The organism is Mesorhizobium sp. WSM4837 (assembly GCF_055811435.1).
In genome coordinates this window covers 15,301-38,101 of the sequence record NZ_JBVVQE010000066.1, presented here as the reverse complement: position 1 = coordinate 38,101, position 22,801 = coordinate 15,301, and the positions used below count along the sequence as shown (strand labels likewise).

The following is a 22,801-nucleotide window of genomic DNA, read 5'->3' as shown; positions in this document are numbered from 1 at the left end:
GCCGCCGCCTGCTGGGACGGCGCCGCGATTCGTAATATCGATGGGCGCGGGTTTGCGGCGGTCTATCCACCAGAGCGACATTTGTCTCGGCGCGGGATCGACGGCCCGCTGGGGGGCGGCGCTATCGGCGCCGCCGGGCAATTCAATCACATTGTCGTCGACATTGCCGAGCCCGCCAAGGATCGGGCGCACCTCGCATGTCCCGCCAAACACGTCCCAGTTCGTGTCGCCTTGCAGGCGCTCCTGCAACCTTCGATGGCTGACGTTCCAGCGGCCGAAGAAGAAATCGAAATCGGCCCGCCCATCTCCCAGGGCATTTTCTGCCGGCGCATTTTCTACTGGAGCATCTTCGGAACGGCTGGTTGTTGATTGCGTCGGCATGAGACTCCCTCCCGTGGCATTGTCTCCATAGCCGAGAGCTGCTGACACCCTGCCGTCAGGAGCATTGGGTTGTCGTCGCCGTGAGCCCCTCAGTCCGCAATGGTCAGCTGCCCACCCTGTTCAGCCACGCAACGCCGCCATCGCGGCAGCATGAAGCTCCGGCGTCGCCGCAGCCAGGATGTCGCCGCCCCTTTCCGCCGGTCCGCCCTCGAAGGTGGTGACGACGCCGCCTGCCTTCTCGATGATCGGGATCAGCGCGACGATATCGTAGGGTTTCAGACCGGGGTCGGCGACGATGTCGACGCTTCCCGCCGCGACCATGGCGAAGGCATAGCAGTCGGTGCCGTAGCGGGCGAGCTGGACCTGCCGCTCGAACACGTCGTAGCGCAGGCGCGCGTCTCCCTTGAACAGTGCCGGCGTGGTGGTGAACAGCGTCGCCTCGGCGAGGCTAGTCGTCTTGCGTGTCGTCAGCCGTCGCGGTCCGCCCGGGCCTTCATAATGGGCGCCGGACGCGTTGGCGTAGAAAAGCTCGCCGGTGAAGGGCTGCGACATCATGCCGGCAACGGCATCGCCGTCGACAGTCAGCCCGACCAACGTTCCCCACACCGGCAGGCCGGAAATGAAGGCGCGGGTGCCGTCGATCGGATCGATCACCCAGACATGCCTGCTGGACATGTTCTCGCTGCCATGCTCCTCGCCGAGAATGCCGTGATCGGGATATTCCGCTGATATGAGCGCGCGGATAACCCGCTCAGCCTCGCGGTCGGCCTCGGTGACCGGGTCGAAGCTGCCTTGCTCCTTGTTGGCGACTGCGCCCTGGCTGCGGAAGCGCGGCAAGGTTTCGGCTGCGGCGGCATCCGCAATGCGCCGCATGAAATCGATGCTGATGTCCAACTGATTCTCCCGCGTAATGCATGTCGCGCAAAAGTGTGCAGCGGTTTTGCGATAACGACGTGCATAAAACAACAACCTAAAGCGCGTCGTCCGGTCAAACGCGACCCGCTTTAGCGTGCTGGAACCATCGCTTGCCTGTGGATTTCCGCCAAAACAAGGGCGTGCGGGACTTTTGCGCATCGACAACTGTTGCTCGAATGCAACGCTGACGCCCTCGAAACGCAGTTTCCACATCATAGTGAATTAAAAACGCCGCACGGCGGCTTGACATTTGTGCATCGCACAATAGATTTGTTCTCGGACAGGTTCTCCTGTCCATGCCCTCCTTGGGCGTTTCCTCCCTAGACTTCGACCGTGTCGTGCAAACGATGCGGTCTTTTTTTCGGCGCGGCACTCAGCCGATTGCGCGTCCCCGACCCGCACCCCGACGCCTTCATCTGGCGCAAGATCTCATATCCGGCGCAAAACCTCATTTTCGATTTTCGGCATCATTCGGCGGCGAGCGGCAGATCGATAAAATTGTGGTCGGGCATCGCCATCAGGTCGGCCGAGAATTGCGCCAGATCGTCGGCGAGCGCATCGAAGCCGGCGGATTTCTGGAACGTCCGCTCGTTCATGTAAAGCCCGCGATTGACCTCGATCTGCAGTGCATGGAGGTGGCGCACCGGGCGGCCATAATGCTCGGTGATAAAGCCTCCGGCATAAGGCTTGTTATGGGCGACGGTATAGCCCATGCCGATAAGCAGGCCGATCGCCGTCTCGGTCAACGCTGCCGCAGCGGAGATGCCGAAACGGTCGCCGACGATGAAGTCGGGCCTGACACCGCTGTCGCCGACCCTGATGCTCGCCGGCATCGAGTGGCAATCGATCAGCACGGCAAAGCCGAACCGCGCATGGGTCCTGGTCAAAAGCCGTTTCAGCGTCTCGTGATAAGGTTTGTAGACGGCCTCGATGCGCCCGACGGCTTCCGCCAGCGGCAAGCGGCCGGCATAGATTTCGAGCCCCTCTCCCACCAGCTTGGGCACGGTGCCAAGCCCGCCGGCGACGCGCGCCGAGCGGATGTTGCAGAACGACGGCACGGGTTCGGCGAACATGCGCGGATCGAGTTCCCACGGCTCCCGGTTGACGTCGAGATAGGCGCGCGGGAAGTTTGCCGCCAGCATCGGCGCGCCGAGCGCGACGGCGCCGCCGAACAATTCGTCGACATAGCAATCTTCGGAGCGGCGGATGGCGTTTCGGTCCAGCCTTGCCATCGCCAGGAACCGGTCCGGATAGTGACGGCCGCTATGCGGTGAGTTGAAGAGGAAGGGGACGCGCTGTTCGGCGCCCGACCGGATTTCGAAGGGGGGAACGACCGAAAAATCCTCGGCTGCCGTTTTCAATTTGAACGAATCCGGAAACACCAATGCATCATGGTTGGAAAGGTGCCACCTCGCCGGCCGCATGTCCAGCGTTTCGGCGTCCGGACCGCATTGTTAAGGCCGGTCGGGCCTTTATCGTTCACTTGATGTTTACCCTCGCCTCCTCATATACAGGATGGTTAACGGGCTGCCGCACGGCAGTCTCGGGCGGGTGATTCGGACGGGATAAGATGGCACGCATTCTGCTGGCGGAAGACGACGACGACATGCGCCGGTTCCTCGTCAAGGCGCTGGAGCGTGCCGGCTACCAGGTCAGCGATTTCGACAATGGCGCCAGCGCCTATGAGCGGCTGCGCGAAGAGCCTTTCTCGCTGCTCTTGACCGACATCGTGATGCCGGAGATGGACGGCATAGAACTCGCTAGACGCGCCACCGAGATCGATCCCGACCTCAAGGTCATGTTCATCACCGGCTTCGCCGCCGTTGCGCTCAATCCGGATTCCAAGGCGCCGAAAGACGCCAAGGTGCTGTCGAAGCCGTTCCATCTGCGCGACCTCGTCAACGAGGTCGAAAAGATGCTGCAGGCAGCCTGACACGTTTTCCGCCGCCGGCTTCCGGCGCGCCTTCGACGGTGCGGCAAGACGAAGCTTTCTTTCCCTTTTCCTGCTATTGACGCGCCGTGGCAAAAATGGTGTATGCGCGGCTTCGGATGGGCGTGTAGCTCAGCGGGAGAGCACTGCATTGACATTGCAGGGGTCACAGGTTCAATCCCTGTCACGCCCACCATCCAGACAATCCGCCGTCTCTCGTACCCGCAGATTTACGGGTGCGTCCAGGCTGGACCGCGTGAATGCCGTATTTTTGAGAATGCCAAGCTGGGCCCCAGCCAAGCTTCTCAATTCAAGTCGGCTGAGAATATCTTTTCGGCTACATCGACGATATGAAATCTGGTGTCCGTTGGAGGCATCGCTCTTCCAGGTGCATCCGAAACGGCATTTAACATGTCGGCGAGCGGCTTTGCATTGGACACGGCCAACAGACGGCCGCCCAAGCCGTCATGTCTGGTGGCAGCAATCAGCGTCGATTGAGATCAGGCCGCACCGAGGCGGAGATCGCCCGTCTCGATATGCTGGAGAAACCAGGCATAGGTCTGCTCCAAGCCACTCTGAAGCGAGTACCGCGGGCGCCAACCCGTGGCAAACAGGCGCGACACGTCCATCAGCTTGCGCGGCGTGCCGTCCGGCTTCGTCGCATCGAATGTGAGCACCGCCTCGGCGCCGACGACGGAGAGCATGGTGCGGGCCAGTTCGGCAATGGTGATGTCTTCGCCCGAGCCGACATTGACGTGGCTGTCGCCGGCATAGTTTTTCAGCAGCCAGACCAGAGCGTCGGCGGCGTCGTCGACATGCAGGAACTCGCGCATCGGCGTGCCCGATCCCCAGACCTCCAGGGTTTTGTCGCCGGCGCGCTTGGCCTTGTGCGCCTTGCGCATCAGGGCTGGCACGACATGGCTGATGGAGAGGTCGAAATTGTCGCCGGGGCCATAGAGATTGGTCGGCATCGCCGAGATGTACTCGACACCGTATTGGCGCCGATAGGCCTGGCACAGTTTCAGCCCAGCGATCTTGGCGATCGCATACCATTCGTTGGTCGGTTCGAGCGGACCGGTCAGCAAGGCATCCTCGGAGATCGGCTGCGCCGCAAACTTCGGATAGATGCAGGACGAACCGAGAAACAGCAATTTCTGCACTTCGTTGCGGAAGGCGCTCTCGATGACATTGGTCTGCATGATGAGATTGTCCTGCAGAAAATCGACCGGCAACCTGTTGTTTGCCAGGATACCGCCGACCTTGGCCGCTGCCATCACCACCGCGTCCGGCCTGTGGCCAGCCATCCAGCGCCGCACGCCGGCCTGGTCCATCAGGTCGAGTTCATCGCGGGATGCGGTCAGGACCTCGCAGTCCTCGTCCGCCAGCCTGCGCAATATGGCCGAGCCGACCATGCCGCGATGCCCGGCCACGAAAACGCGCTTGCCCCTTAGGTCGAAATCCATTGGCGTATCCCTATGCAGAACGGCCGCTATGACCATCTTGCGTCGGCGTGCCGGATGGTCCTGCGTCGGACGCATAGCGCATACAGATTTGCCGAGACAAGGCAAATCGGAGATTCGGGCGAGCTCTTCTTGTGGTGGCGGTCAGACACCCGCCACGGCGCACAGGTTCTCCATTCTGGCGATGGCAAGCGCCGGGTCGACCAGCAATCCGGCTTGGTCGGCAAGGCGGAACACATCGGCATAGTGGCAAATGCCGCGTGCCGATTGCATGCCGCCGATCATCAAAAAATGGTCCTGGTGGCCGTTCAACCACGCCAGCAAGACGATACCGGCCTTGTAGTATTCGGTCGGCGCCTCGAAGATTTTCCGCGACAGAGGTACCGTCGGCGCCATCAGCGCGTCATAGCCTGAGCGGTCGCCAGCGGCCAGTTTCGCCAGCGCGGCATTGGCGACCGGCGCGATGGCGTCGAAAATCCCGAGCAGCGCATGCGAGTGTCTTTCGCCGTCGCCGGCGATCAGCTCGGGATAGTTGAAGTCGTCGCCGGTGAACATGACCACCCCTTCCGGCAGCCGGTTGCGCAGGGCAACCTCTTTGCCGGCATCGAGCAGCGATATCTTGATCCCCTCGACCTTGCCGGGGTGGCGTTCGATGATGGCGACGACCGTATCGAGCGCAGTGTCGAAATCATGGCTGCCCCAATAGTTCTTCAGCGCCGGATCGAACATGTCGCCCAGCCAGTGCAGGATGACCTTGCCGGAGGCTTGGCGAAGGATGCGGTCATAGACGCTGGCATAGTCTTCCGGACCCTTTGCTACCGCCGCCAGCGCGCGGCTGGCCATCATGATCGCCTTGCCGCCCAGGCCTTCGATGAAATCGAACTGCTCCTCATAGGCCGCGACGACATCGTCAAGCGTCCTGGCGGCGCCTGGCGCCAGATGGTCTGTTCCGGCACCTGAGGCGAGGTCGGCGCCCTCGACGGTTCGCGCCTCGGCGATCGAGCGGCGGATCAATTCCCTGGCGTTTGTCCAGTCGAAACCCATGCCGCGCTGCGCGGTATCCATCGCCTCGGCGATGCGGAAGCCGAGCCGCCACAGATGATGGCGGAACGCCATCGTGCGCTCCCAGTCGACCGCAGGATGAGACCACGGATCGGTCATCGCGAGGGGATCGGCAACGACATGGGCGGCGGCATAGGCGATGCGCGAAAACCGCGCGCCGATCACCGGCTGTGCCGGCTGGCCGACAAGGCGGTAGCGAGTGCTGCGACCGCCCTCCCCGGGCAAGGCAATGTCCATCGATCTCTCCCTTCGTCGCGCTATTAAATGGAACGTTCCAACAAATCAAGGACCTTTGTGGATTCTCGATCTATACCCCAGAATGCTGCATCGCAGCGAAGAAGGCCGATCAACAGCGGCATTTAAGCGCCGATTGCCAGATTTTCGAATTCTGGAAAAATCCTGATTGACTCAAATCCAGCTCAGAATTAGAACGTTCCAATAAATTCGGCCGGAAAACACCGGAGGACGTATCTGAATGGCCAGCAGGCCCAAGGCGACGATACTCGACATTGCCCGTGAGGCGGGCGTGTCCAAGTCGACGGTGTCGCTGGTGCTGCAGGGCAGCGGGCTGATCCGACCTGAGACTGCGCTGAAGGTTCGCAAGGCGATCGAGGATGTCGGCTATGTCTACAACCGCGGCGCCGCCAATCTGCGCAAGGCCCATTCCAACGTCATCGGCATGGTCATCAACGACCTTACCAACCCGTTCTTCGCCGAAATGGCGGTCGGCATGGAGCGTGTGTTCCAGTCGGCGGGCATCGTGCCGTTCATCGCCAACACGGCGGAAAACCCGGTGCGCCAGGAAGAGGTGCTGAAATCGCTGATGGAGCAAGGTGTCGCCGGGCTGATCGTGTCGCCGGCGCGCGGCACGACTCCCGGTGCGTTCCGTCGCATCGAGATGGCGGGCCTTCCGATCGTCTTCACGATGCGCCGGCTTCCTGAAAGCCGCATCCCGGTGATAGCGCCCGACAATCATCGCGGCGCCTGGCTCGCCACCGCCCATCTGATCGGCAAAGGGCATCGCCGGCTGGCGTTCTTCGGCGGCTCATCGGATCTGGTGGTCTATCACGAGCGGCTGGGCGGTTTTCGCGAGGCCTGCGAGGGGCTCGGCATCGCCAAGCGCGATACACTGGTCGTCGAAGGCGAAACCAGCCGCAAGGGCGGCATTGCCTGCCTGGAGACGGCCCTCGCCATGGCCGAGCCGCCGAGCGCGGCGCTGTGCTTCAACGATGCGGTCGCCTTCGGAGTCATGCTGGCGCTGCGCAAGCGCGGCCTCGAGCCCGGCGCGGATTTCGCCATTGTCGGCTTCGACGACGTGACCGAAGCCCAGCACTACATGCCGGCGCTGACCAGTGTCGCAGTGGATTCGGCGGGCCTCGGCGAGCGCGCCGCCCATGTCATGCTGAAGATGATCCAGTCGCGCACCACGCGCGCCGAGGATCATATCGGCGCCGTCAACCTCGTCGTCAGGGACAGTTGCGGTCCTGATCGCCGTGCCGGAATGGGAGACGCGGCATGACCGTCAGATGGGGACTGATCGGCGCAAGCACGATCGCCAGGCAATTCATGATCAACGCCACCCGCGCTCAGGCCGACGGGGAAATCGCGGCGGTGATGAGTTCCAACCCGGAACGCGCTACGACCTATGCCAAGGAGAACGGCATTGCGCTCGCCGTCTCGACGCTCGATGCATTGCTCAGCTCCGACATCGACGCCGTCTACATCTCGACCACCAACGAATTGCATCTCGAACAGGCACTAGCCGCCATCACCGCGGGAAAACATGTGTTGTGCGAAAAGCCGCTGGCTCTGACCAGCGCCGATGCACGGAAGATGGTCGCCGCCGCCAAGGCGGCCGGCATCGTGCTCGGCACCAACCATCATCTGCGCAATGCCGGCTCGCACCGGGCGATGCGCGAAGCCATTGCCGACGGCCGCATCGGCAAGCCGATTGCTGCGCGCGTCTTCCACTCGGTCTATCTGCCCGAAAATCTGCAGGGCTGGCGCATAACCAGGCCGGAAGCCGGTGGCGGCGTGGTGCTCGATATCACCGTGCACGATGCCGACACGCTGCGCTTCGTGCTCGGCGACGATCCGCTCGAAGTTTCGGCGTTCACCCAGGCCGCAGGCATGGCCAGCGGCGGGCTGGAAGATGGCGCCATGTGCATCTGGCGCTTCAGATCGGGCATCATCGCCCAGTCGCATGAAGGCTTCACCACCAAATTCGCCGGCACCGGCTTCGAGGTGCATGGCAGCGAAGGCTCCCTGATCGCGAAAGATGTGATGACGCAGAAGCCGATCGGCTCTGTGCTGCTGCGCACGGCAAAGGGCGAGGAGGAATTGAGCTTCGACCGCGAAGATCTCTATGTCCGTTCCCTGCGCCAGTTCCATGCGGCGATCGGTGGCGAAGGCCAGCCGTCGGCCACCGGCGAGGACGGCGTCTGGTCGCTGACATCAGCCGAAGCCGCGTTGCAATCCGCGAAGTCCGGAAAATCGGTCGCGATCGATCCGAATCTCGGGGGCGTAGCGTGAGCAAACTCGTCTCCGCAGCGCAAGCCGCCAGCCTGATCATGGACGGCATGGTCGTTTCGGTGTCGTCGTCGAGCGGTCTCGGCTGCCCGGATGCGGTGCTCGCCGCGATCGGCGAGCGCTTCGACGCGGAAGGCCATCCGAAGAACATCACAACGCTGCACCCGATCGCCGCCGGCGACATGTACGGCATCAGGGGTATCGACCATCTGGCCAAGCCCGGCCTGTTGAAGCGCACGCTGTGCGGCTCCTATCCGTCCGGCCCTTCGTCCTCTGAACCGCCGCAGATCTGGAAGATGATCGGTGACAATTCGGTCGCCGCCTACAACGTGCCCTCAGGCATCCTGTTCGACATGCATCGCGAGGCCGCTGCCAAGCGCCCCGGCGTGCTGACCAAGGTCGGCCTCGACACCTTCGCCGACCCGCGTCATCAGGGCTGCGCCATGAATGCGGCGGCCAGCGAGCCGATCGTTTCGGTGCAGCAGTTCGACGGCGAGGAATGGCTCTATTTCCGCTCGATCGTGCCTGATGTCTCCATCATCCGCGCCACCACCGCCGACGAGCGCGGCAACCTCACCTACGAGCACGAGGGCGCTTATCTCGGCGGGCTGGAGCAGGCGCTCGCCGCCCGCAACAATGGCGGCATCGTCATCGCGCAGGTCAAGCGCGTCGTCGAGAACGGCACGCTGAAGCCGCATGACGTGCGCGTGCCCGGTGTGCTGGTCGACCATATCGTGGCGGCGCCCGACCAGCTGCAGACGACGCTGACACCCTACGACCCGGCAATCTCGGGTGAGATCTTCCGGCCGCTGTCGACTTTCCGCAACGCCGAGATGAGCGTCCAGAAGGTCATCGCGCGCCGCGTCGCCATGGAGCTTGCCGACGGCATGGCCGTCAATATCGGTTTCGGCATCTCGGCCAACGTGCCGCGCATCCTTATCGAGGAAGGCCAGCACGGCAAGGTCACCTGGGTGATCGAACAGGGCGCGGTCGGCGGCGTGCCGCTGCTCGACTTCAAGTTCGGCTGCTCGTCGAACGCCGACGCGTTCATGCCTTCGCCACACCAGTTCATCTATTTCCAGGGCGGCGGTTTCGACGCCTCGCTGCTGTCCTTCCTGCAGATCGACCGCCATGGCTCGGTCAATGTGTCGAAGCTTTCGGCCAGACCGCATGTCACCGCCGGCGCCGGCGGTTTTGTCGACATCACCGCGCGGGCCAAGAAGATCGTCTTTTCCGGTTTCTTCAATGCCGGCGCCAAACTGTCGCTGGCCGATGGCGGCATCCGTATCGACGGGGAAGGCAAGGTCAAGAAGGTGGTCGGCGAGGTCGAGCACATCTCCTTCTCCGGCAAGCGCGCAGTCGCGCAAGGACAGGACATCACCTATGTCACCGAGCGCTGCGTCATGAAGCTGACGCCTGCAGGGCTGATGGTGACGGAGCTGGCACCCGGCATCAACCTCGAGCGCGACGTGCTGGCGCAGGCCGAGTTCCCGCTCGCCGTCGCTAACGACCTGAAGGTCACGCCGGACGTTCTCTATCGTGACCGGCCGATCGGACTGTCGCTCAATGGCCGCGCCTCGCTTGGAGGCGCGCATGGCTGAGCGTCTCGTCACCTTTGAAACCGACGGCGACCTCGGCATCGTCACGCTGCGCCGGCCGGAAAAATTCAACGCGCTCGACATCCCGATGCTGCGCGCGCTGGAAGCCGCGCTCGATACGGCGGAAGCTGCGGACAGCGTTCGTGTCGTGCTGCTGTGCGGCGAAGGGAAGGGCTTTTGCGCCGGCGGCGACGTCGGAGCCTGGTCGCAAATGAGCGCCGCCGATTTCCAGGTGCAATGGGTTCGCTACGGCCACCGCGTCTTCGATCGGCTGGCGCGGTTGCGGCAGCCGACGATCGCCGTTCTGTCCGGCCATGCACTGGGTGGCGGGCTGGAACTGGCGGTCGCCTGCGACTTCCGCGTCGCCGAGGCGCAGGTGAAATTAGGTTTTCCGGAAACCTCGATCGGCGTGGTGCCCGGCTGGTCCGGCACGCAGCGCGCGGTGCGCCGCTTCGGCGCCCAGACGGTGCGGCGCATGGCGCTTGGCGGAGAACTGTTCGTGGCTGCCGAAGCACTCGTTCTGGGCATCGTCGACCGGGTGGTCGAAACGGGCAACGCATTCACCGAGGCCAGGGCCTGGGCCTGCAAGATCGCCGAGCGCGGCCCGCTGGCAACCGAGGCCGCCAAGCTGATGATCGCGATCGCCGAGGGCGAGGACAGTGCTGCCGCGACAGAGGCGTTGGCCAGCGGCTTCATCGCGTTGACCGGCGACCTCAAGGCGGGCATCGACGCCTTCAAGACCAAGCAGAAACCAACGTTTTCAAGATCGTAGTTGCAAACGGAAGCCCACATGAACTTGCCCCTCGAGATCGCCATGCCCGCCGAGGCATCCGCGGCACCGAAGACCTACCGGCTGCTGATCGACGGCAAGTTCGTCGATGCCCGCGACGGCCGCACGCTGGAGCGCAACAGCCCCGGCCACGGCTTCACCGTTTCGCGCTATGCGCAAGCCGGCGCGGCGGAAGTCGGGGCGGCGGTACAGGCCGCGCACAAGGCTTTCGAGACTGGCCCCTGGCCGCGCATGAAGGCCGGCGAGCGCGCCGCGATCCTGCTCAAGGCGGCGGACCTGATCGAGGCGCGGCTCGAGGAGATTGCCCGGCTCGACGCGCTGGAATCCGGCAAGCCGATCGCCCAGGCGCGCGGCGAGATCGGCGGCGGCGTCGACATCTGGCGCTATGCCGCGGCGCTTGCCCGCACGCTCCATGGCGAGAGCTACGCCAATCTCGGCGACGCCATGCTGGGCGTTGTGCTGCGTGAACCGATCGGCGTCGTCTCGATCATCACGCCATGGAATTTTCCGTTCCTCATCGTCAGCCAGAAACTGCCGTTCGCGCTCGCCGCCGGCTGCACAGCAGTGGTCAAGCCGAGCGAGATGACCTCGGCCTCGACCTTCGTGCTCGGCGGCATCCTGATGCAGGCCGGCTTGCCGGACGGCGTCGTCAACATCCTCGCTGGACTGGGCGCCGATGTCGGTGCGCCGATGGTCAGCCATCCGCTGGTCGAGATGGTGTCGTTCACCGGCTCCACCCGGGTCGGCAAGATGACCATGGCGTCGGCTGCGAACGCGCTGAAGAAGGTCTCGATGGAGCTCGGCGGCAAGAACGGCCAGATCGTCTTTCCAGATGCCGACCTCGAAGCCGCCGCCGACGCGGCGGTGTTCGGCGGCTTCTTCAACGCCGGCGAATGCTGCAACGCCGGCAGCCGGCTGATCGTCCATGAGGCGATCGCCGACGACTTCCTCGGCGCAGTGAAGGCGCTCACCGCCAGGGTCACCGTCGGCGATCCGCTCGACAACAGCACCAAGGTCGGCGCGATGATCTCTTCCGAGCACCTTTCCAAGGTCACCGGCTACGTGGCGGCGGCGGCAAACGACGGCAGCAGCGTCTATAGCGGCGGCAAGCAGATCGCCTCCAGTGCCGGTCAGTATCTCGATCCGACCATCCTTCGCGGCGTCACCGAAGACATGGCCATTGCACGTGAGGAAGTGTTCGGCCCGGTGCTGTCGGTACTGACGTTTGGATCGATTGAAGAGGCGTTGCGCATCGCCAACAACACGCCCTATGGTCTATCGGCGGGTGTGTGGAGCGCCAGCATCGACACCTGCATGTCGGTGGCGCGGAGTGTGCGTTCGGGAACCGTTTGGGTGAACACGTTCATGGAAGGTTATCCCGAGCTGCCTTTCGGAGGCTACAAGCAATCCGGTCTCGGACGCGAACTCGGCAAGCGCGCCGTCGAGGATTATACCGAGGAAAAGACAATCCAGTTTCATCGCGGCCAGCGCACCGGATGGTGGGTCGGCTGAGCTGTGAAGAACCCGGCGGACAGCCGCCGGTCGTGTAGCTGCAACAAGGGAGGAAGTACATGTTGCGCAAATTGCTTATCGGAACGGCTCTCGGCTCGGGTCTTGCGTTCGCGGCCCATGCCCAGGACGTCAAGGAAGTCGAGATGCTGCATTGGTGGACGTCTGGCGGCGAAGCGGCTGCCTTGAACGTGCTCAAGGAGGATCTGGCCAAGCAAGGCTTTGCCTGGAAGGACGTGCCCGTGGCCGGCGGCGGCGGCGACGCCGCCATGACCGCGCTGAAGGCGATGGTCGCGGCGGGCAACTACCCGACCGCCTCGCAGATGCTCGGCTATACCGTGCTCGATTACGCCGCAGCCGGCGTGATGGGCGACCTGACCGAGGCGGCGGTTAGGGAAGGCTGGGACAAATCCGTGCCGGCCGCCCTGCAGAAATTCTCGGTCTATGACGGCAAGTGGGTCGCGGCTCCGGTCAACGTCCACTCCGTCAACTGGCTGTGGATCAACAAGGCGGTGATGGACAAGATCGGCGGCACCGAGCCCAAGACCTTCGACGAATTCATCGCGCTGCTCGACAAGGCCAAGGCTGCGGGCGTCATCCCGCTCGCGCTTGGCGGCCAGAACTGGCAGGAAGCCACCATGTTCGATTCGGTCGTGCTGTCGACCGGCGGACCTGAGTTCTACAAAAAGGCCTTCAACGACCTCGACGAAGAGCAGCTGAAATCCGACACGATGAAGAAGTCGTTCGACAACCTTGCCAAGCTCGTCACCTATGTCGACCCGAACTTCTCCGGCCGCGACTGGAATCTCGCCACCGCCATGGTCATCAAGGGCGATGCGCTGGTGCAGGTGATGGGCGACTGGGCCAAGGGCGAATTCAACGCCGCCAAGAAGACCCCGGGCACCGACTTCCTGTGCTATCGCTTCCCGGGCACCGACGGCAGCGTGGTCTACAACTCCGACATGTTCGGCATGTTCGACGTTCCGGAGGACCGAAAGGCCGCGCAGGTCGCCTTGGCCACCGCAACTTTGTCGAAGAGCTTCCAGTCGGCCTTCAACGTCGTCAAGGGCTCCGTCCCGGCCCGCACCGACGTGCCCGACACCGACTTCGACGCTTGCGGCAAGAAGGGCATGGCCGACCTGAAGGCCGCCAACGAAGGCGGCACGCTGTTCGGTTCGCTGGCGCAAGGCTATGGCGCGCCGCCGGCCGTCGCCAATGCCTACAAGGACGTCGTCTCGAAATTCGTCCACGGCCAGATCAAGACCTCGGACGAGGCCGTGACCCAATTGGTCAACGCAATCGAAGACGCCAAATAAGAACCGGCATGAAAGGACCTTCCCCGCTCCGGTGGGGAAGGTTCCACCAAGCCAGGATGGTCGGCTTCTGGTCGGAATGGCGCCGGCGATCAACCAACACGCCCCGTCTCGACGGGGCTATCCTTCCCCGCCTGGCGGTGAAGGGACCCGCGAGGGAGGAGCCCATGACAACGGTCGCGACCCAGATCAAGCTGACGCCGGAGCATAATGCGCGCCCGGGCGCGTCGGTGCGTTCGCGCCTGCAGGACGCGCTGCCGAAGATCGTGCTGGCGCCAAGCTTTGCGATCACCATCGTCTTCGTCTACGGCTTCATCCTGTGGACGGTCTATCTGTCCTTCACCAACTCCAAGACCTTCCCGTCCTATGCGCTGACTGGGCCGCGTGCCTATCAGAGGCTGTGGCGCTGGACCTTCGAGAGCGACCCGCCGTCGAGCTGGTACACGTCGATCACCAATATGGGCATTTTCGGCTTTCTCTACATCTTCATTTGCCTGGCGCTCGGCCTTTTCCTGGCCATCCTGCTCGACCAGAAGATCCGTGGCGAAGGCATGTTGCGGCCGATCTATCTCTACCCGATGGCGCTGTCCTTCATCGTCACCGGCGTCGCCTGGAAATGGTTCCTCGATCCCGGCCTCGGCCTCGAGCAGACGCTGCATCAATGGGGCTGGACGAGCTTCCATTTCGACTGGATCAAGAACAAGGATTTCGTCATCTACACCGTGGTGATCGCCGGCGTCTGGCAGGCCTCGGGCTTCATCATGGCGATGTTCCTCGCCGGCCTGCGCGGCATCGACGGCGAGATCATGAAGGCGGCGCAGATCGACGGCGCCACCACGTTCCAGCTCTATCGCCGGATCGTCATCCCGCTGCTGCGGCCGGTCTTCCTCTCGGCCTTCATCGTGCTCGCTCACCTCGCCATCAAGTCCTACGATCTGGTCGTAGCACTGACCAGCGGCGGGCCGGGCGGCTCGGCCTGGCTGCCGTCGAACTTCATGTATGAGTACACTTTCAAGCGCAACGAAATGGCCGTCGGCTCGGCCAGCGCCGTGATCATGCTGATGACCATCACCGCGATCATCGTGCCCTATCTCTATTCCGAGCTCAGGGAGCGGCCGCGATGAGCGTCATTGCCACGCCCACTCGCCAGAGCACTGGCGGCATCAGCGCCAGGACCGTCAACCGCATCGTCATCTACGGCCTGCTGGCGCTGTTCGCGCTGTTCTACCTGATGCCGCTGTTCGTCATGCTGGTGACCTCGTTCAAGACCATGGACGAGATCCAGAACGGCAACATGCTGGCGCTGCCGCAGGCGCCGACCTTCGAGCCGTGGCTGAAGGCGTGGGGCGAGACCTGCGTCGGCCTGACCTGCGCCGGGATCAAGGGCTATTTCTGGAATTCCATCAAGATGGTGGTTCCAGCGGTGCTGATCTCGACGCTGCTCGGCGCACTCAACGGCTATGTACTGACCAAATGGCGCTTCCGCGGCCACACGCTGGTCTTCGGACTGATGCTGTTTGCCTGCTTCATTCCGTTCCAGTCGGTGCTGTTGCCGATGGCGACGATCCTCGGCAGCCTTGGCCGTTTGGGCGTGACGCTGCGAAACGCTACGGGATTTTCATTCGGCTTGGGCAATCCGACGGTCAACCTGGTCTTTGTCCACGTCGTCTACGGGCTCGGCTTCACCACTTTGTTCTTCCGCAATTATTACGAGGCGTTCCCGACCGAACTGGTCAAGGCGGCACAGGTCGACGGAGCCAGCTTGTTCCAGATTTTCCGGCGCATCATGCTGCCGAATTCGATGCCGATCTTCGTCGTCACCGTCATCTACCAGTTCACCAACATCTGGAACGACTTCCTGTTCGCCTCGGCCTATGCCGGCACCGGCGACGCGATGCCGATGACCGTGGCGCTGAACAACGTCGTCAACACCTCGACCGGTGTCGTCGAATACAACGTCAACATGGCGGCGGCGATGATCGCCGCACTGCCGACCCTTCTCGTCTATGTGGTCGCTGGCCGCTATTTCGTGCGCGGCCTGATGGCCGGCGCCGTCAAAGGATAATCGAATGGCTTTTCTCGAAATTGATGGGCTGAGGAAGCGGTTCGGATCGGTCGAGATCCTGAAGGGCATCGACGTTGATCTCGAAAAGGGCGGCTTCCTCGTCCTGGTCGGCCCGTCCGGCTGCGGCAAGTCGACCTTGCTCAACACCATCGCCGGCCTGGAAACTATCACCGAAGGCGAAATCCGTGTCGACGGACGCACGATCAACGACCTCCACCCCTCGAAGCGCGACATCGCCATGGTGTTCCAGAGCTATGCGCTCTATCCGAACATGACCGTTGCGGGAAACATTGCCTTCGGCATGGAGATGCGCGGCGTGCCGGCCCAGGAGCGCCAGAAGGCGATCGACAAGGTGGCGAAGGTGCTGCAGATCGGCCACCTCCTGCAGCGCAAGCCGAGCCAGCTTTCCGGCGGCCAGCGTCAGCGCGTCGCCATGGGCCGGGCGCTGGTGCGCGACCCCAAGCTGTTTCTCTTCGACGAGCCGCTCTCCAATCTCGACGCCAAGCTGCGCGTCGACATGCGCATCGAGATCAAGCGGCTGCACGCAACCACCGGCACCACGATCGTCTACGTCACCCACGACCAGATCGAAGCGATGACGCTGGCCACCAAGATTGCGGTGATGCGCGACGGCGAGGTGCAGCAGTTCGGCACGCCTGCCGAAATCTACAACAACCCGACCAACCTGTTCGTCGCCGACTTCATGGGCTCGCCGGCGATGAACCTGATCCCGGCGACGATCGGCGGCAATGGCAATGCGCTTTCCGTGGTGCTGCAGCGCGAGGCGCGCGAGCCGATCTCGCTGCCGCTGGCCGATGCGCCGACTGGTCTGTCGGCATTCCACGACAAGCCGATCATTTTTGGCGTCCGTCCCGAGGCCCTGACCGATCCTGAAGGAGCCGAACGCAACGCATCGAACATCGCCACCGCCGACTGTCACATCGAGGTTGTGGAACCGGCCGGCTCCGACACCTTCGCCGTCACCAATCTCGGCGGCAAGGCGGTGGTGGCGCGTCTGCGCGCCGACGCCAACATCCAGCCGGGCACGGTCACGCCGCTTGCCTTCAATCTGACCAAGGCGGTGTTCTTCGATCCGGCGACCGAGAACCGCATCCTCTGACAGCCATGACAAACCCGGACATCGTCATTATCGGCTCCGGCATCGGCGGCGCCACGATCGCTTCCGGCCTTGCCGGCAGTGGCGCCTCGATCCTGATGCTGGAGCGCGGCGAACTATTGCCGGCGACGCCGCACACGCGCGACACGCGCGCCATCTTCGTCGACGGCCACTACCGGCCGAAGGAGATGTGGCGCGAGGCCGGGGGTGCTGCGTTCAATCCCGGCAATTATTACTATGTCGGCGGCAATTCGAAATTCTATGGCGCGGTGCTGATCCGCTACCGCAGGGAAGACTTTTCCGTCATGGAACACTATGGCGGCGTCTCGCCGGCCTGGCCGTTCTCCTATGAGGAATTCGAGCCCTGGTATTCCAGGGCCGAGCAGCTTTTTCGCGTGCGCGGCGCACTCGGCGAAGACCCGACCGAACCGTTCCACTCGATCCCCTACCCCTTCGGGCCGGTGCCGGACGAGCCGCCGATCGCCCGCGCCCGCGCCGAACTCATGGGCCTCGGCCTGCATCCGGCATCGCTGCCGCTCGGCGTCGACATCGATGCCTGGCTAAAGGACGGCAAGACAGGCTGGGACGCGTTTCCCAACACCGGGACCGGCAAGGTCGACGCCCAATCGGGGCCGCTGACAGCGGCACTTGCCGACCCGAACATCAGGCTCGAGACCGGTGCTCATGTCGAATACCTCGAAGCCTCACCGGAAGCCAGGACGATCGCCGCCATTCATTATCGCCAGAATGGCATACTGACGAAAGTGACGCCGAAACTGGTCATCCTCTCGGCCGGCGCGGTCAATTCCGCCGCCATCCTGCTGCGTTCGCCGTCCCCGAACGGAAACGGCCTTGCCAACCGCTCCGACCAGGTCGGCCGCAACTTCATGAACCACAATTCGAGCGCCATGCTGGCGATCGATCCGCGCCGCAGGAACACCTCCGTCTACCAGAAGACGCTGATGCTCAACGACTACTATCTATCCGACGGCAAGGGCGGCAAGCCGCTCGGCAACGTCCAGCTTCTCGGCAAGATCGACGGTCATATCCTGAGGGCCAACGTCAAGCTTGCACCCAAATTCGCGCTGGACTTCATGGCCGGCCACGCCGTCGACTGGTATCTGATGTGCGAGGACCTGCCAGACCCCGAAAGCCGCATCATGGTCGACGGCAAGGACATCGTCATGCAGTGGCGGCGCTCCAACATGCAGTCACTCGACGGGCTGACCAAGGTGATGCGTGAAAACTTCCGCGCCTGCGGCTATCCGATCGTCCTGTCGCGGCCTTTCGACAAGCGCACGCCTTCGCACCAGTGCGGCACGGTCAAGATGGGCGACGATCCGGCAACCTCGCCGCTCGACCCGTTCTGCCGCTCGTTCGACCACAGGAACCTGTTTGTCGTCGACGCTGGCTTCCTGCCGAACTCGGCCGCGGTCAATCCGGCGCTGTCGATCGCCGCACAAGCGCTGCGCGTTGCCGACCACATCCGCAAGACGGAGCTAGTCGCATGAGCCGTCCGGCAGCCATCATCACCGGCGGCGCGCGCGGCATCGGCCTTGCCTGCGCCGAAGCGCTGGCCGATGCGGGCTTCGATATGCTTGTCGTGGACCTTGCCGAGAAAGCCGGCGACGGGCTTGCCGCTGACATCACCGCCCGCGGTGCGAAATTCGCCTACCATTGCGGCGACATCGCCGATCTCGACCGCCATGCAGCATTGGTCGATGCCGCGACAAGCGCCTTCGGCCGCATCGACTGCCTGGTCAACAATGCCGGCATCGGCGCTGTGGTACGCGGCGACCTGCTGGAATTGAAACCGGAAAATTTCGACCGGATCCTCACCATCAATCTGCGCGGCACCGTCTTCCTCAGCCAGGCCGTTGCCAGGGCGATGCTTGCGGCGCCGGCTGATCACCCAAAATCGATCATCACCATCACCTCAGTCAGCGCCGAAATGGCCTCGCCGGAACGTGCCGACTACTGCATCTCCAAGGCCGGACTTTCGATGTGGGTGAAAGCCCTGGCGCTGCGCCTCGCCGCCGAAAACATCGGCGTGTTCGAGGTGCGGCCGGGCATCATCCGCACCGACATGACGTCAGGGGTAATGGCCAAATACGACGCGCTGATCGACGGCGGGCTGGTGCCGGCAAAGCGCTGGGGCGAAGCCGCCGATGTCGGCGCCGCCGTTGCCGCACTCGCCGGCGGCAAGCTCGGCTTTTCGACCGGCTCGATCATCAATGTCGACGGCGCGCTGTCGGTGCCGAGACTGTGAACAGGTGACGCCATGACCGACTACATCATCGTCGGCGCCGGCCCGGCCGGCTGCGTCCTGGCCAACCGGCTGAGCGAAGATCCGTCGCATCAGGTGCTGCTGCTCGAGGCCGGCGGCAAGGACTGGCATCCGCTGATCCACATGCCGGCCGGCTTCGCCAAGATGACCAAGGGCATCGCCGCCTGGGGCTGGTCGACCGTGCCGCAAAAGCACATGAAGGACCGCGTCTTCCGGTACACGCAGGCCAAGGTGATCGGCGGCGGTTCCTCCATCAACGCCCAGATCTACACGCGCGGCAATGCCCGCGACTACGACGCCTGGGAGAAGCAAGAGGGCCTTGCCGGCTGGGGCTATCGCGACGTGCTGCCCTATTTTAAGCGGGCCGAGAACAACCAGCGCTACGCCAACGATTTTCACGGCGACCAGGGTCCGCTCGGCGTGTCGAACCCGATTGCGGCGCTGCCGATCTGCGAGGCTTATTTCCGCGCCGGACAGGAGATGGGCATTCCCTTCAATCCGGACTTCAACGGGGTAGCCCAGGAAGGCGTCGGTTATTATCAATTGACCCAGAAGGACGCGAGACGCTCCTCTGCTTCGGTCGCCTATCTCAGGCCGATCCGCGCACGAAAAAACCTGACCGTCAGGACCGATGTGCTGGTCACGCGCATCGTCATCGACAAGGGCCGCGCCGTCGGTGTCGAGATCGTCGGCAGGCCGGGCGGCGAGAAGAAAACCCTGCGCGCCGAGCGCGAAGTGATCGTCTCGTCCGGCGCCATCGGCTCGCCGAAGCTGCTGATGCAGTCGGGCATCGGCCCGGCCGACCATCTGAAGTCGGTCGGCGTGACGCCGGTGCACGACCTGCCCGGCGTCGGCTCCAACCTGCAGGATCATCTCGACCTGTTCGTCATTGCCGAATGCACCGGCGACCACACCTACGACAACTACGCCAAGCTGCACCGGACGGTGTGGGCCGGCCTGCAGTACCTGCTGTTGAAAAATGGTCCGGTTGCCTCCAGCCTGTTCGAGACCGGCGGCTTCTGGTACGCCGACCCGACCGCCGCCTCGCCCGATATCCAGCTGCATCTCGGCCTCGGCTCCGGCATCGAGGCCGGTGTCGAAAAACTGAAAAATCCGGGCGTGACGCTGAACTCGGCCTTCCTGCGCCCTCGATCGCGCGGCACGGTCCGGCTGAACAGCGCCGACCCCGCCGACCACCCGCTGATCGACCCGAACTACTGGTCCGATCCCTACGACCGCGACATGTCGATCAAGGGCCTCAGGCTGGCACGCGAGATCATGCGGCAGAAAGCGCTGGCCCCCTACGTGCTGCGCGAGGTGCTGCCGGGACCGACACTCACCAGTGACGACGAGCTGTTCGACTATGCCTGCCGCAGTTCCAAGACCGACCACCACCCTGTCGGCACCTGCCGCATGGGTCATGATGCGATGAGCGTGGTGACGCCCGATCTCAGGCTGCGTGGTATCGAGGGCTTGCGCGTCTGCGACGCGTCGGTGATGCCGCGCATCCCATCCTCCAACACCAATGCGCCAACCATCATGGTCGGCGAAAAAGGCGCCGATCTGATCCTTGGCCGCGTCCCGCTGCCGCCGGCCGTGTTTTCCACCAACCAAGCGGCATGAGATTCCAAGAATGATCAGGCATTGTGTTTTAGCTCGATTCCGCAATGACATCACCGACGAAGAGCGCGCGGCAATCCATGCCGATCTTGAGGCGCTGCGGCGGGTGATCGACGGTATGGGCAAGGTCGAATTCAGCGCCAATGTCAGCCCAGAACCGTTCGCGCGCGGCTTCACGCACGGCTTCACCATCGACTTCCGCGATGCCGCCGCACGCGACGCCTATCTGGTGCATGAGGCTCACAGCCGAGCCGGCGCTGGGCTGGTCGCGGCGCTTGAAGGCGGAACCGACGGGCTGATGGTGTTCGACCTCGAGATAGGCGCTTAATGCATGTCGCGCAAAGGTGTGCAGCGGTTTTGCGTTAACGGCATGCATAAAACAACAATCTAAAGCGCGTCGCGTGAGGTCGGTCGAACGCGACGCGCTTTAGCCTATCCAAGCCTCAGCGCGACGACGCCGGCAACAATGCTGAGCACGGCGGCACCGCGCCACGCCGTCATCTTCTCGCCGAGCGCAAACACCGAGATCATCATGGCGAACAGGATCGAGGTTTCGCGCAGCGCCGCGACCGAGGCGATCGGCGCCTTGGTCATCGCCCACATCACGATCCAGTAGGCAGCGCCGCTGAGCACGCCGGTGTACACGCCCGCCTTCCAGTCGCGCGCCAGGACCGGCAGCGCCTTTGGTCCGCGGAAGATCAGGCACAGCACCAGCGCCCACAGCGCATCGCAGACGAACAGCCATGCGGCATAGCTCGACGCCGTCGCGGCCAGCCGCGCGCCGCTGCCGTCGGACAGCGTATAGCCGGCAATGAAGATCGAGGTGCCCAGCGCAAAGCCGACGGCGCGCAGGTTCAGCCTTTCCAGATGCGCGCCGCCGCGAAACGACAGCACCAGCGTCCCGGCCGACAAGAGAACAATGCCGACAATGGCGAGCGGCGCCGGAACTTCGGCGACGACCACAATGCCGCCAAGTGCAGCCAGCAGCGGTGCCGTGCCGCGCGCCAGCGGATAGGTCTGGGCGAAATCGCCGGCCTTGTAGGCGCCTATCAGGAACGTCCTGTAACCCATGTGGAAGATCACCGAGGCGATGATGTACGGCCACACTTCCGCTTTCGGCACCTCGACAAATGGCAGCGCCAGAAGCGCCACGGCGCCCATGCCGAGCGTCATCAGCGTGATCGACAGGAAGCGGTCGAGATGGACCTTGACCACCGCGTTCCAGATCGCGTGCATGGCGGCGGCAGCAAGCACCGCGAAGAAGACGGACAAGGTCATCGGCGGCTCATGCGCCTTCGGCCCCCGTCGCGAACGGCGTTTCCAGGTCGATGTCGACCCGCAGCGGAAAATGGTCGGAGGCGATTTCGCCGATATCGGCACTGGCCGAGCGCACCCGTCCCGCCAACATGCCACCGACGAAGCAGTGGTCGAGCCGTCGCTTTGCCAGCCTGCCGTCGATGGTTTTCACATGGGTGTGGAAATCCGCCGTCGGTTCGCCGGCGACGGCGGCGGCATCGACAAAACCGTTGAGATAGGCAGCACCGCGATGGTACGGCGTGCTGCAGACGATGCGCCGGTACTCGGCGCTGCCCGGCTCCATGTTGAAATCGCCCATCCAGATCGCCGCCAGCGGGTTTTCCGGCTCCGGCTCGCCATTGCTCCAGTTGCGCACGGGCTCATCGTCGGCGCCGCTCCACGGGCCGCCCTCGGACGGCGCGCGGCGATGCTCGGCGAGCAGATAGTCGATCTGCTCCAGCCGCTCTTCGGCGGCGATATGCGCCAGATGCAGCGACAGCACCCGCACCGGACCGGCAGGGGTGTGGATCATGCATTCGAGCGCTGCGTTGCGGGTGTTGAGCGGACGCACGGTGCGGCGCAGCGGCAGCGTGTGCAGGCGCGACCAAACGATCGGCAGCCTGGACAGGAGCATGGTGCCGAATTGCCGCCGACGGTTGACGATGCGGCCGTCACGCCGTTCGCTGGCGTCCATGTCGAAGGCCGGCCCATAAACCCAATAATGTTCGGGCAGCAGTCGCGAAAGAAGTTCCGGCTGGTCGTCCTCGTTGCTGCGCAGCCAGTGCCGTTCCACCTCCTGCAAGGCGATGATGTCGGCGCCGGCGACGATCCTGGCGCAGCGCGAGAGATCGTAGCGACCGTCGCCGCCGAACCCGTACTGGATGTTGTAGCTGACCAGCTTCATTGCTTACCCGGCTCAATTCCCTGAA

21 protein-coding genes and 1 tRNA gene are annotated in these 22,801 nt (G+C 63.7%); 16 read left to right on the top strand and 6 right to left on the bottom strand.

Annotation, left to right across the window (positions count from 1 at the left end; translation table 11 throughout):
- On the top strand, positions 1–369 hold a 369-nt coding region (locus AC0L3D_RS28755; RefSeq protein ID WP_473646548.1), incomplete at its 5' end, for a hypothetical protein.
- A gap of 132 nt (positions 370–501) precedes the next feature.
- On the opposite strand, the gene hisN is transcribed toward AC0L3D_RS28755, so the two are convergent.
- The gene (gene hisN / locus AC0L3D_RS28750; protein ID WP_473627487.1) at positions 502–1,275 is read right to left on the bottom strand and encodes a histidinol-phosphatase; all 774 of its coding nucleotides are present in this window, start codon (positions 1,273–1,275) and stop codon (positions 502–504) included.
- 488 nt (positions 1,276–1,763) lie between these two features.
- A complete protein-coding gene (locus AC0L3D_RS28745) occupies positions 1,764–2,720 on the bottom strand; it encodes an N-formylglutamate amidohydrolase (protein WP_287175681.1) in 957 nt (318 codons plus the stop codon).
- Positions 2,721–2,866: 146 nt separating this feature from the next.
- On the opposite strand from AC0L3D_RS28745, the gene cpdR reads away from it, so the two are divergent.
- The gene (gene cpdR, locus AC0L3D_RS28740) at positions 2,867–3,229 is read left to right on the top strand and encodes a cell cycle two-component system response regulator CpdR (RefSeq protein WP_006199474.1); all 363 of its coding nucleotides are present in this window, start codon (positions 2,867–2,869) and stop codon (positions 3,227–3,229) included.
- Between the two features lie 118 nt (positions 3,230–3,347).
- A tRNA-Val gene (locus tag AC0L3D_RS28735) sits at positions 3,348–3,422 on the top strand.
- A gap of 304 nt (positions 3,423–3,726) precedes the next feature.
- On the opposite strand, the gene fcl is transcribed toward AC0L3D_RS28735, so the two are convergent.
- Entirely contained in the window at positions 3,727–4,689 is a 963-nt protein-coding gene (fcl, locus tag AC0L3D_RS28730) for a GDP-L-fucose synthase (protein WP_473627486.1), read from the bottom strand.
- A 141-nt stretch (positions 4,690–4,830) separates the two neighbouring features.
- A complete protein-coding gene (locus AC0L3D_RS28725; protein ID WP_473627484.1) occupies positions 4,831–5,985 on the bottom strand; it encodes a dihydrodipicolinate synthase family protein in 1,155 nt (384 codons plus the stop codon).
- Positions 5,986–6,223: 238 nt separating this feature from the next.
- Here AC0L3D_RS28725 and AC0L3D_RS28720 point away from each other — a divergent pair, with 238 nt between their 5' ends.
- The 13 genes from AC0L3D_RS28720 to AC0L3D_RS28660 all read left to right on the top strand — a co-directional run bounded on the left by AC0L3D_RS28720 (position 6,224) and on the right by AC0L3D_RS28660 (position 20,904).
- Positions 6,224–7,267 (top strand): LacI family DNA-binding transcriptional regulator, encoded by a 1,044-nt coding sequence (locus AC0L3D_RS28720; protein ID WP_473646546.1) that lies wholly within the window; start codon positions 6,224–6,226, stop codon positions 7,265–7,267.
- Positions 7,264–8,280: a Gfo/Idh/MocA family protein gene (locus AC0L3D_RS28715; RefSeq protein WP_473627479.1), complete on the top strand. Its 1,017-nt coding sequence runs from the start codon at positions 7,264–7,266 to the stop codon at positions 8,278–8,280. The genes AC0L3D_RS28720 and AC0L3D_RS28715 overlap by 4 nt, the downstream gene beginning before the upstream one ends.
- On the top strand, positions 8,277–9,878 hold the full coding sequence (locus AC0L3D_RS28710; RefSeq protein WP_473627478.1) for an acyl CoA:acetate/3-ketoacid CoA transferase: 1,602 nt from the start codon (positions 8,277–8,279) through the stop codon (positions 9,876–9,878). Before AC0L3D_RS28715 ends, AC0L3D_RS28710 begins: the two co-directional genes overlap by 4 nt.
- Positions 9,871–10,647, top strand: a complete 777-nt coding sequence (locus AC0L3D_RS28705) for an enoyl-CoA hydratase/isomerase family protein (RefSeq protein WP_473627477.1) — start codon at positions 9,871–9,873, stop codon at positions 10,645–10,647. Before AC0L3D_RS28710 ends, AC0L3D_RS28705 begins: the two co-directional genes overlap by 8 nt.
- A gap of 18 nt (positions 10,648–10,665) precedes the next feature.
- Positions 10,666–12,177: an aldehyde dehydrogenase family protein gene (locus tag AC0L3D_RS28700; protein ID WP_473627476.1), complete on the top strand. Its 1,512-nt coding sequence runs from the start codon at positions 10,666–10,668 to the stop codon at positions 12,175–12,177.
- Positions 12,178–12,236: 59 nt separating this feature from the next.
- Positions 12,237–13,490 (top strand): ABC transporter substrate-binding protein, encoded by a 1,254-nt coding sequence (locus AC0L3D_RS28695; RefSeq protein WP_473531556.1) that lies wholly within the window; start codon positions 12,237–12,239, stop codon positions 13,488–13,490.
- Positions 13,491–13,654: 164 nt separating this feature from the next.
- Positions 13,655–14,611: a carbohydrate ABC transporter permease gene (locus tag AC0L3D_RS28690; RefSeq protein ID WP_236392586.1), complete on the top strand. Its 957-nt coding sequence runs from the start codon at positions 13,655–13,657 to the stop codon at positions 14,609–14,611.
- A complete protein-coding gene (locus AC0L3D_RS28685; protein ID WP_473646543.1) occupies positions 14,608–15,552 on the top strand; it encodes a carbohydrate ABC transporter permease in 945 nt (314 codons plus the stop codon). Before AC0L3D_RS28690 ends, AC0L3D_RS28685 begins: the two co-directional genes overlap by 4 nt.
- A 4-nt stretch (positions 15,553–15,556) precedes the next feature.
- Positions 15,557–16,672, top strand: a complete 1,116-nt coding sequence (locus AC0L3D_RS28680; RefSeq protein WP_287343843.1) for an ABC transporter ATP-binding protein — start codon at positions 15,557–15,559, stop codon at positions 16,670–16,672.
- A 5-nt stretch (positions 16,673–16,677) separates the two neighbouring features.
- The gene (locus tag AC0L3D_RS28675; protein WP_473627475.1) at positions 16,678–18,180 is read left to right on the top strand and encodes a GMC oxidoreductase; all 1,503 of its coding nucleotides are present in this window, start codon (positions 16,678–16,680) and stop codon (positions 18,178–18,180) included.
- The gene (locus AC0L3D_RS28670; protein ID WP_473627474.1) at positions 18,177–18,938 is read left to right on the top strand and encodes a 3-ketoacyl-ACP reductase; all 762 of its coding nucleotides are present in this window, start codon (positions 18,177–18,179) and stop codon (positions 18,936–18,938) included. Before AC0L3D_RS28675 ends, AC0L3D_RS28670 begins: the two co-directional genes overlap by 4 nt.
- A gap of 12 nt (positions 18,939–18,950) precedes the next feature.
- Positions 18,951–20,579, top strand: a complete 1,629-nt coding sequence (locus tag AC0L3D_RS28665) for a GMC family oxidoreductase (RefSeq protein ID WP_473646541.1) — start codon at positions 18,951–18,953, stop codon at positions 20,577–20,579.
- A 10-nt stretch (positions 20,580–20,589) separates the two neighbouring features.
- Positions 20,590–20,904: a Dabb family protein gene (locus tag AC0L3D_RS28660; RefSeq protein ID WP_473627471.1), complete on the top strand. Its 315-nt coding sequence runs from the start codon at positions 20,590–20,592 to the stop codon at positions 20,902–20,904.
- Positions 20,905–21,008: 104 nt separating this feature from the next.
- On the opposite strand, the gene AC0L3D_RS28655 is transcribed toward AC0L3D_RS28660, so the two are convergent.
- Together AC0L3D_RS28655 and AC0L3D_RS28650 are read right to left on the bottom strand one after the other, a co-directional pair.
- Positions 21,009–21,854: an EamA family transporter gene (locus tag AC0L3D_RS28655; RefSeq protein WP_473627469.1), complete on the bottom strand. Its 846-nt coding sequence runs from the start codon at positions 21,852–21,854 to the stop codon at positions 21,009–21,011.
- A gap of 7 nt (positions 21,855–21,861) precedes the next feature.
- Entirely contained in the window at positions 21,862–22,776 is a 915-nt protein-coding gene (locus tag AC0L3D_RS28650; protein ID WP_473627468.1) for an endonuclease/exonuclease/phosphatase family protein, read from the bottom strand.
- Between the last annotated feature and the right edge of the window lie 25 nt (positions 22,777–22,801).

Bases quoted from the DNA above. Each gene is read 5' to 3' on its own strand.
- AC0L3D_RS28720 (WP_473646546.1), top strand. From the start codon at position 6,224: ATGGCCAGCAGGCCCAAGGCGACGATACTCGACATTGCCCGTGAGGCG.
- AC0L3D_RS28650 (WP_473627468.1), bottom strand. From the start codon at position 22,776: ATGAAGCTGGTCAGCTACAACATCCAGTACGGGTTCGGCGGCGACGGT.
- AC0L3D_RS28695 (WP_473531556.1), top strand. From the start codon at position 12,237: ATGTTGCGCAAATTGCTTATCGGAACGGCTCTCGGCTCGGGTCTTGCG.
- AC0L3D_RS28715 (WP_473627479.1), top strand. From the start codon at position 7,264: ATGACCGTCAGATGGGGACTGATCGGCGCAAGCACGATCGCCAGGCAA.
- AC0L3D_RS28725 (WP_473627484.1), bottom strand. From the start codon at position 5,985: ATGGACATTGCCTTGCCCGGGGAGGGCGGTCGCAGCACTCGCTACCGC.
- AC0L3D_RS28665 (WP_473646541.1), top strand. From the start codon at position 18,951: ATGACCGACTACATCATCGTCGGCGCCGGCCCGGCCGGCTGCGTCCTG.
- AC0L3D_RS28660 (WP_473627471.1), top strand. From the start codon at position 20,590: ATGATCAGGCATTGTGTTTTAGCTCGATTCCGCAATGACATCACCGAC.
- AC0L3D_RS28690 (WP_236392586.1), top strand. From the start codon at position 13,655: ATGACAACGGTCGCGACCCAGATCAAGCTGACGCCGGAGCATAATGCG.
- AC0L3D_RS28670 (WP_473627474.1), top strand. From the start codon at position 18,177: ATGAGCCGTCCGGCAGCCATCATCACCGGCGGCGCGCGCGGCATCGGC.
- AC0L3D_RS28680 (WP_287343843.1), top strand. From the start codon at position 15,557: ATGGCTTTTCTCGAAATTGATGGGCTGAGGAAGCGGTTCGGATCGGTC.
- AC0L3D_RS28705 (WP_473627477.1), top strand. From the start codon at position 9,871: ATGGCTGAGCGTCTCGTCACCTTTGAAACCGACGGCGACCTCGGCATC.
- AC0L3D_RS28745 (WP_287175681.1), bottom strand. From the start codon at position 2,720: ATGCGGCCGGCGAGGTGGCACCTTTCCAACCATGATGCATTGGTGTTT.
- AC0L3D_RS28685 (WP_473646543.1), top strand. From the start codon at position 14,608: ATGAGCGTCATTGCCACGCCCACTCGCCAGAGCACTGGCGGCATCAGC.
- fcl (WP_473627486.1), bottom strand. From the start codon at position 4,689: ATGGATTTCGACCTAAGGGGCAAGCGCGTTTTCGTGGCCGGGCATCGC.
- AC0L3D_RS28675 (WP_473627475.1), top strand. From the start codon at position 16,678: ATGACAAACCCGGACATCGTCATTATCGGCTCCGGCATCGGCGGCGCC.
- AC0L3D_RS28700 (WP_473627476.1), top strand. From the start codon at position 10,666: ATGAACTTGCCCCTCGAGATCGCCATGCCCGCCGAGGCATCCGCGGCA.
- AC0L3D_RS28655 (WP_473627469.1), bottom strand. From the start codon at position 21,854: ATGACCTTGTCCGTCTTCTTCGCGGTGCTTGCTGCCGCCGCCATGCAC.
- cpdR (WP_006199474.1), top strand. From the start codon at position 2,867: ATGGCACGCATTCTGCTGGCGGAAGACGACGACGACATGCGCCGGTTC.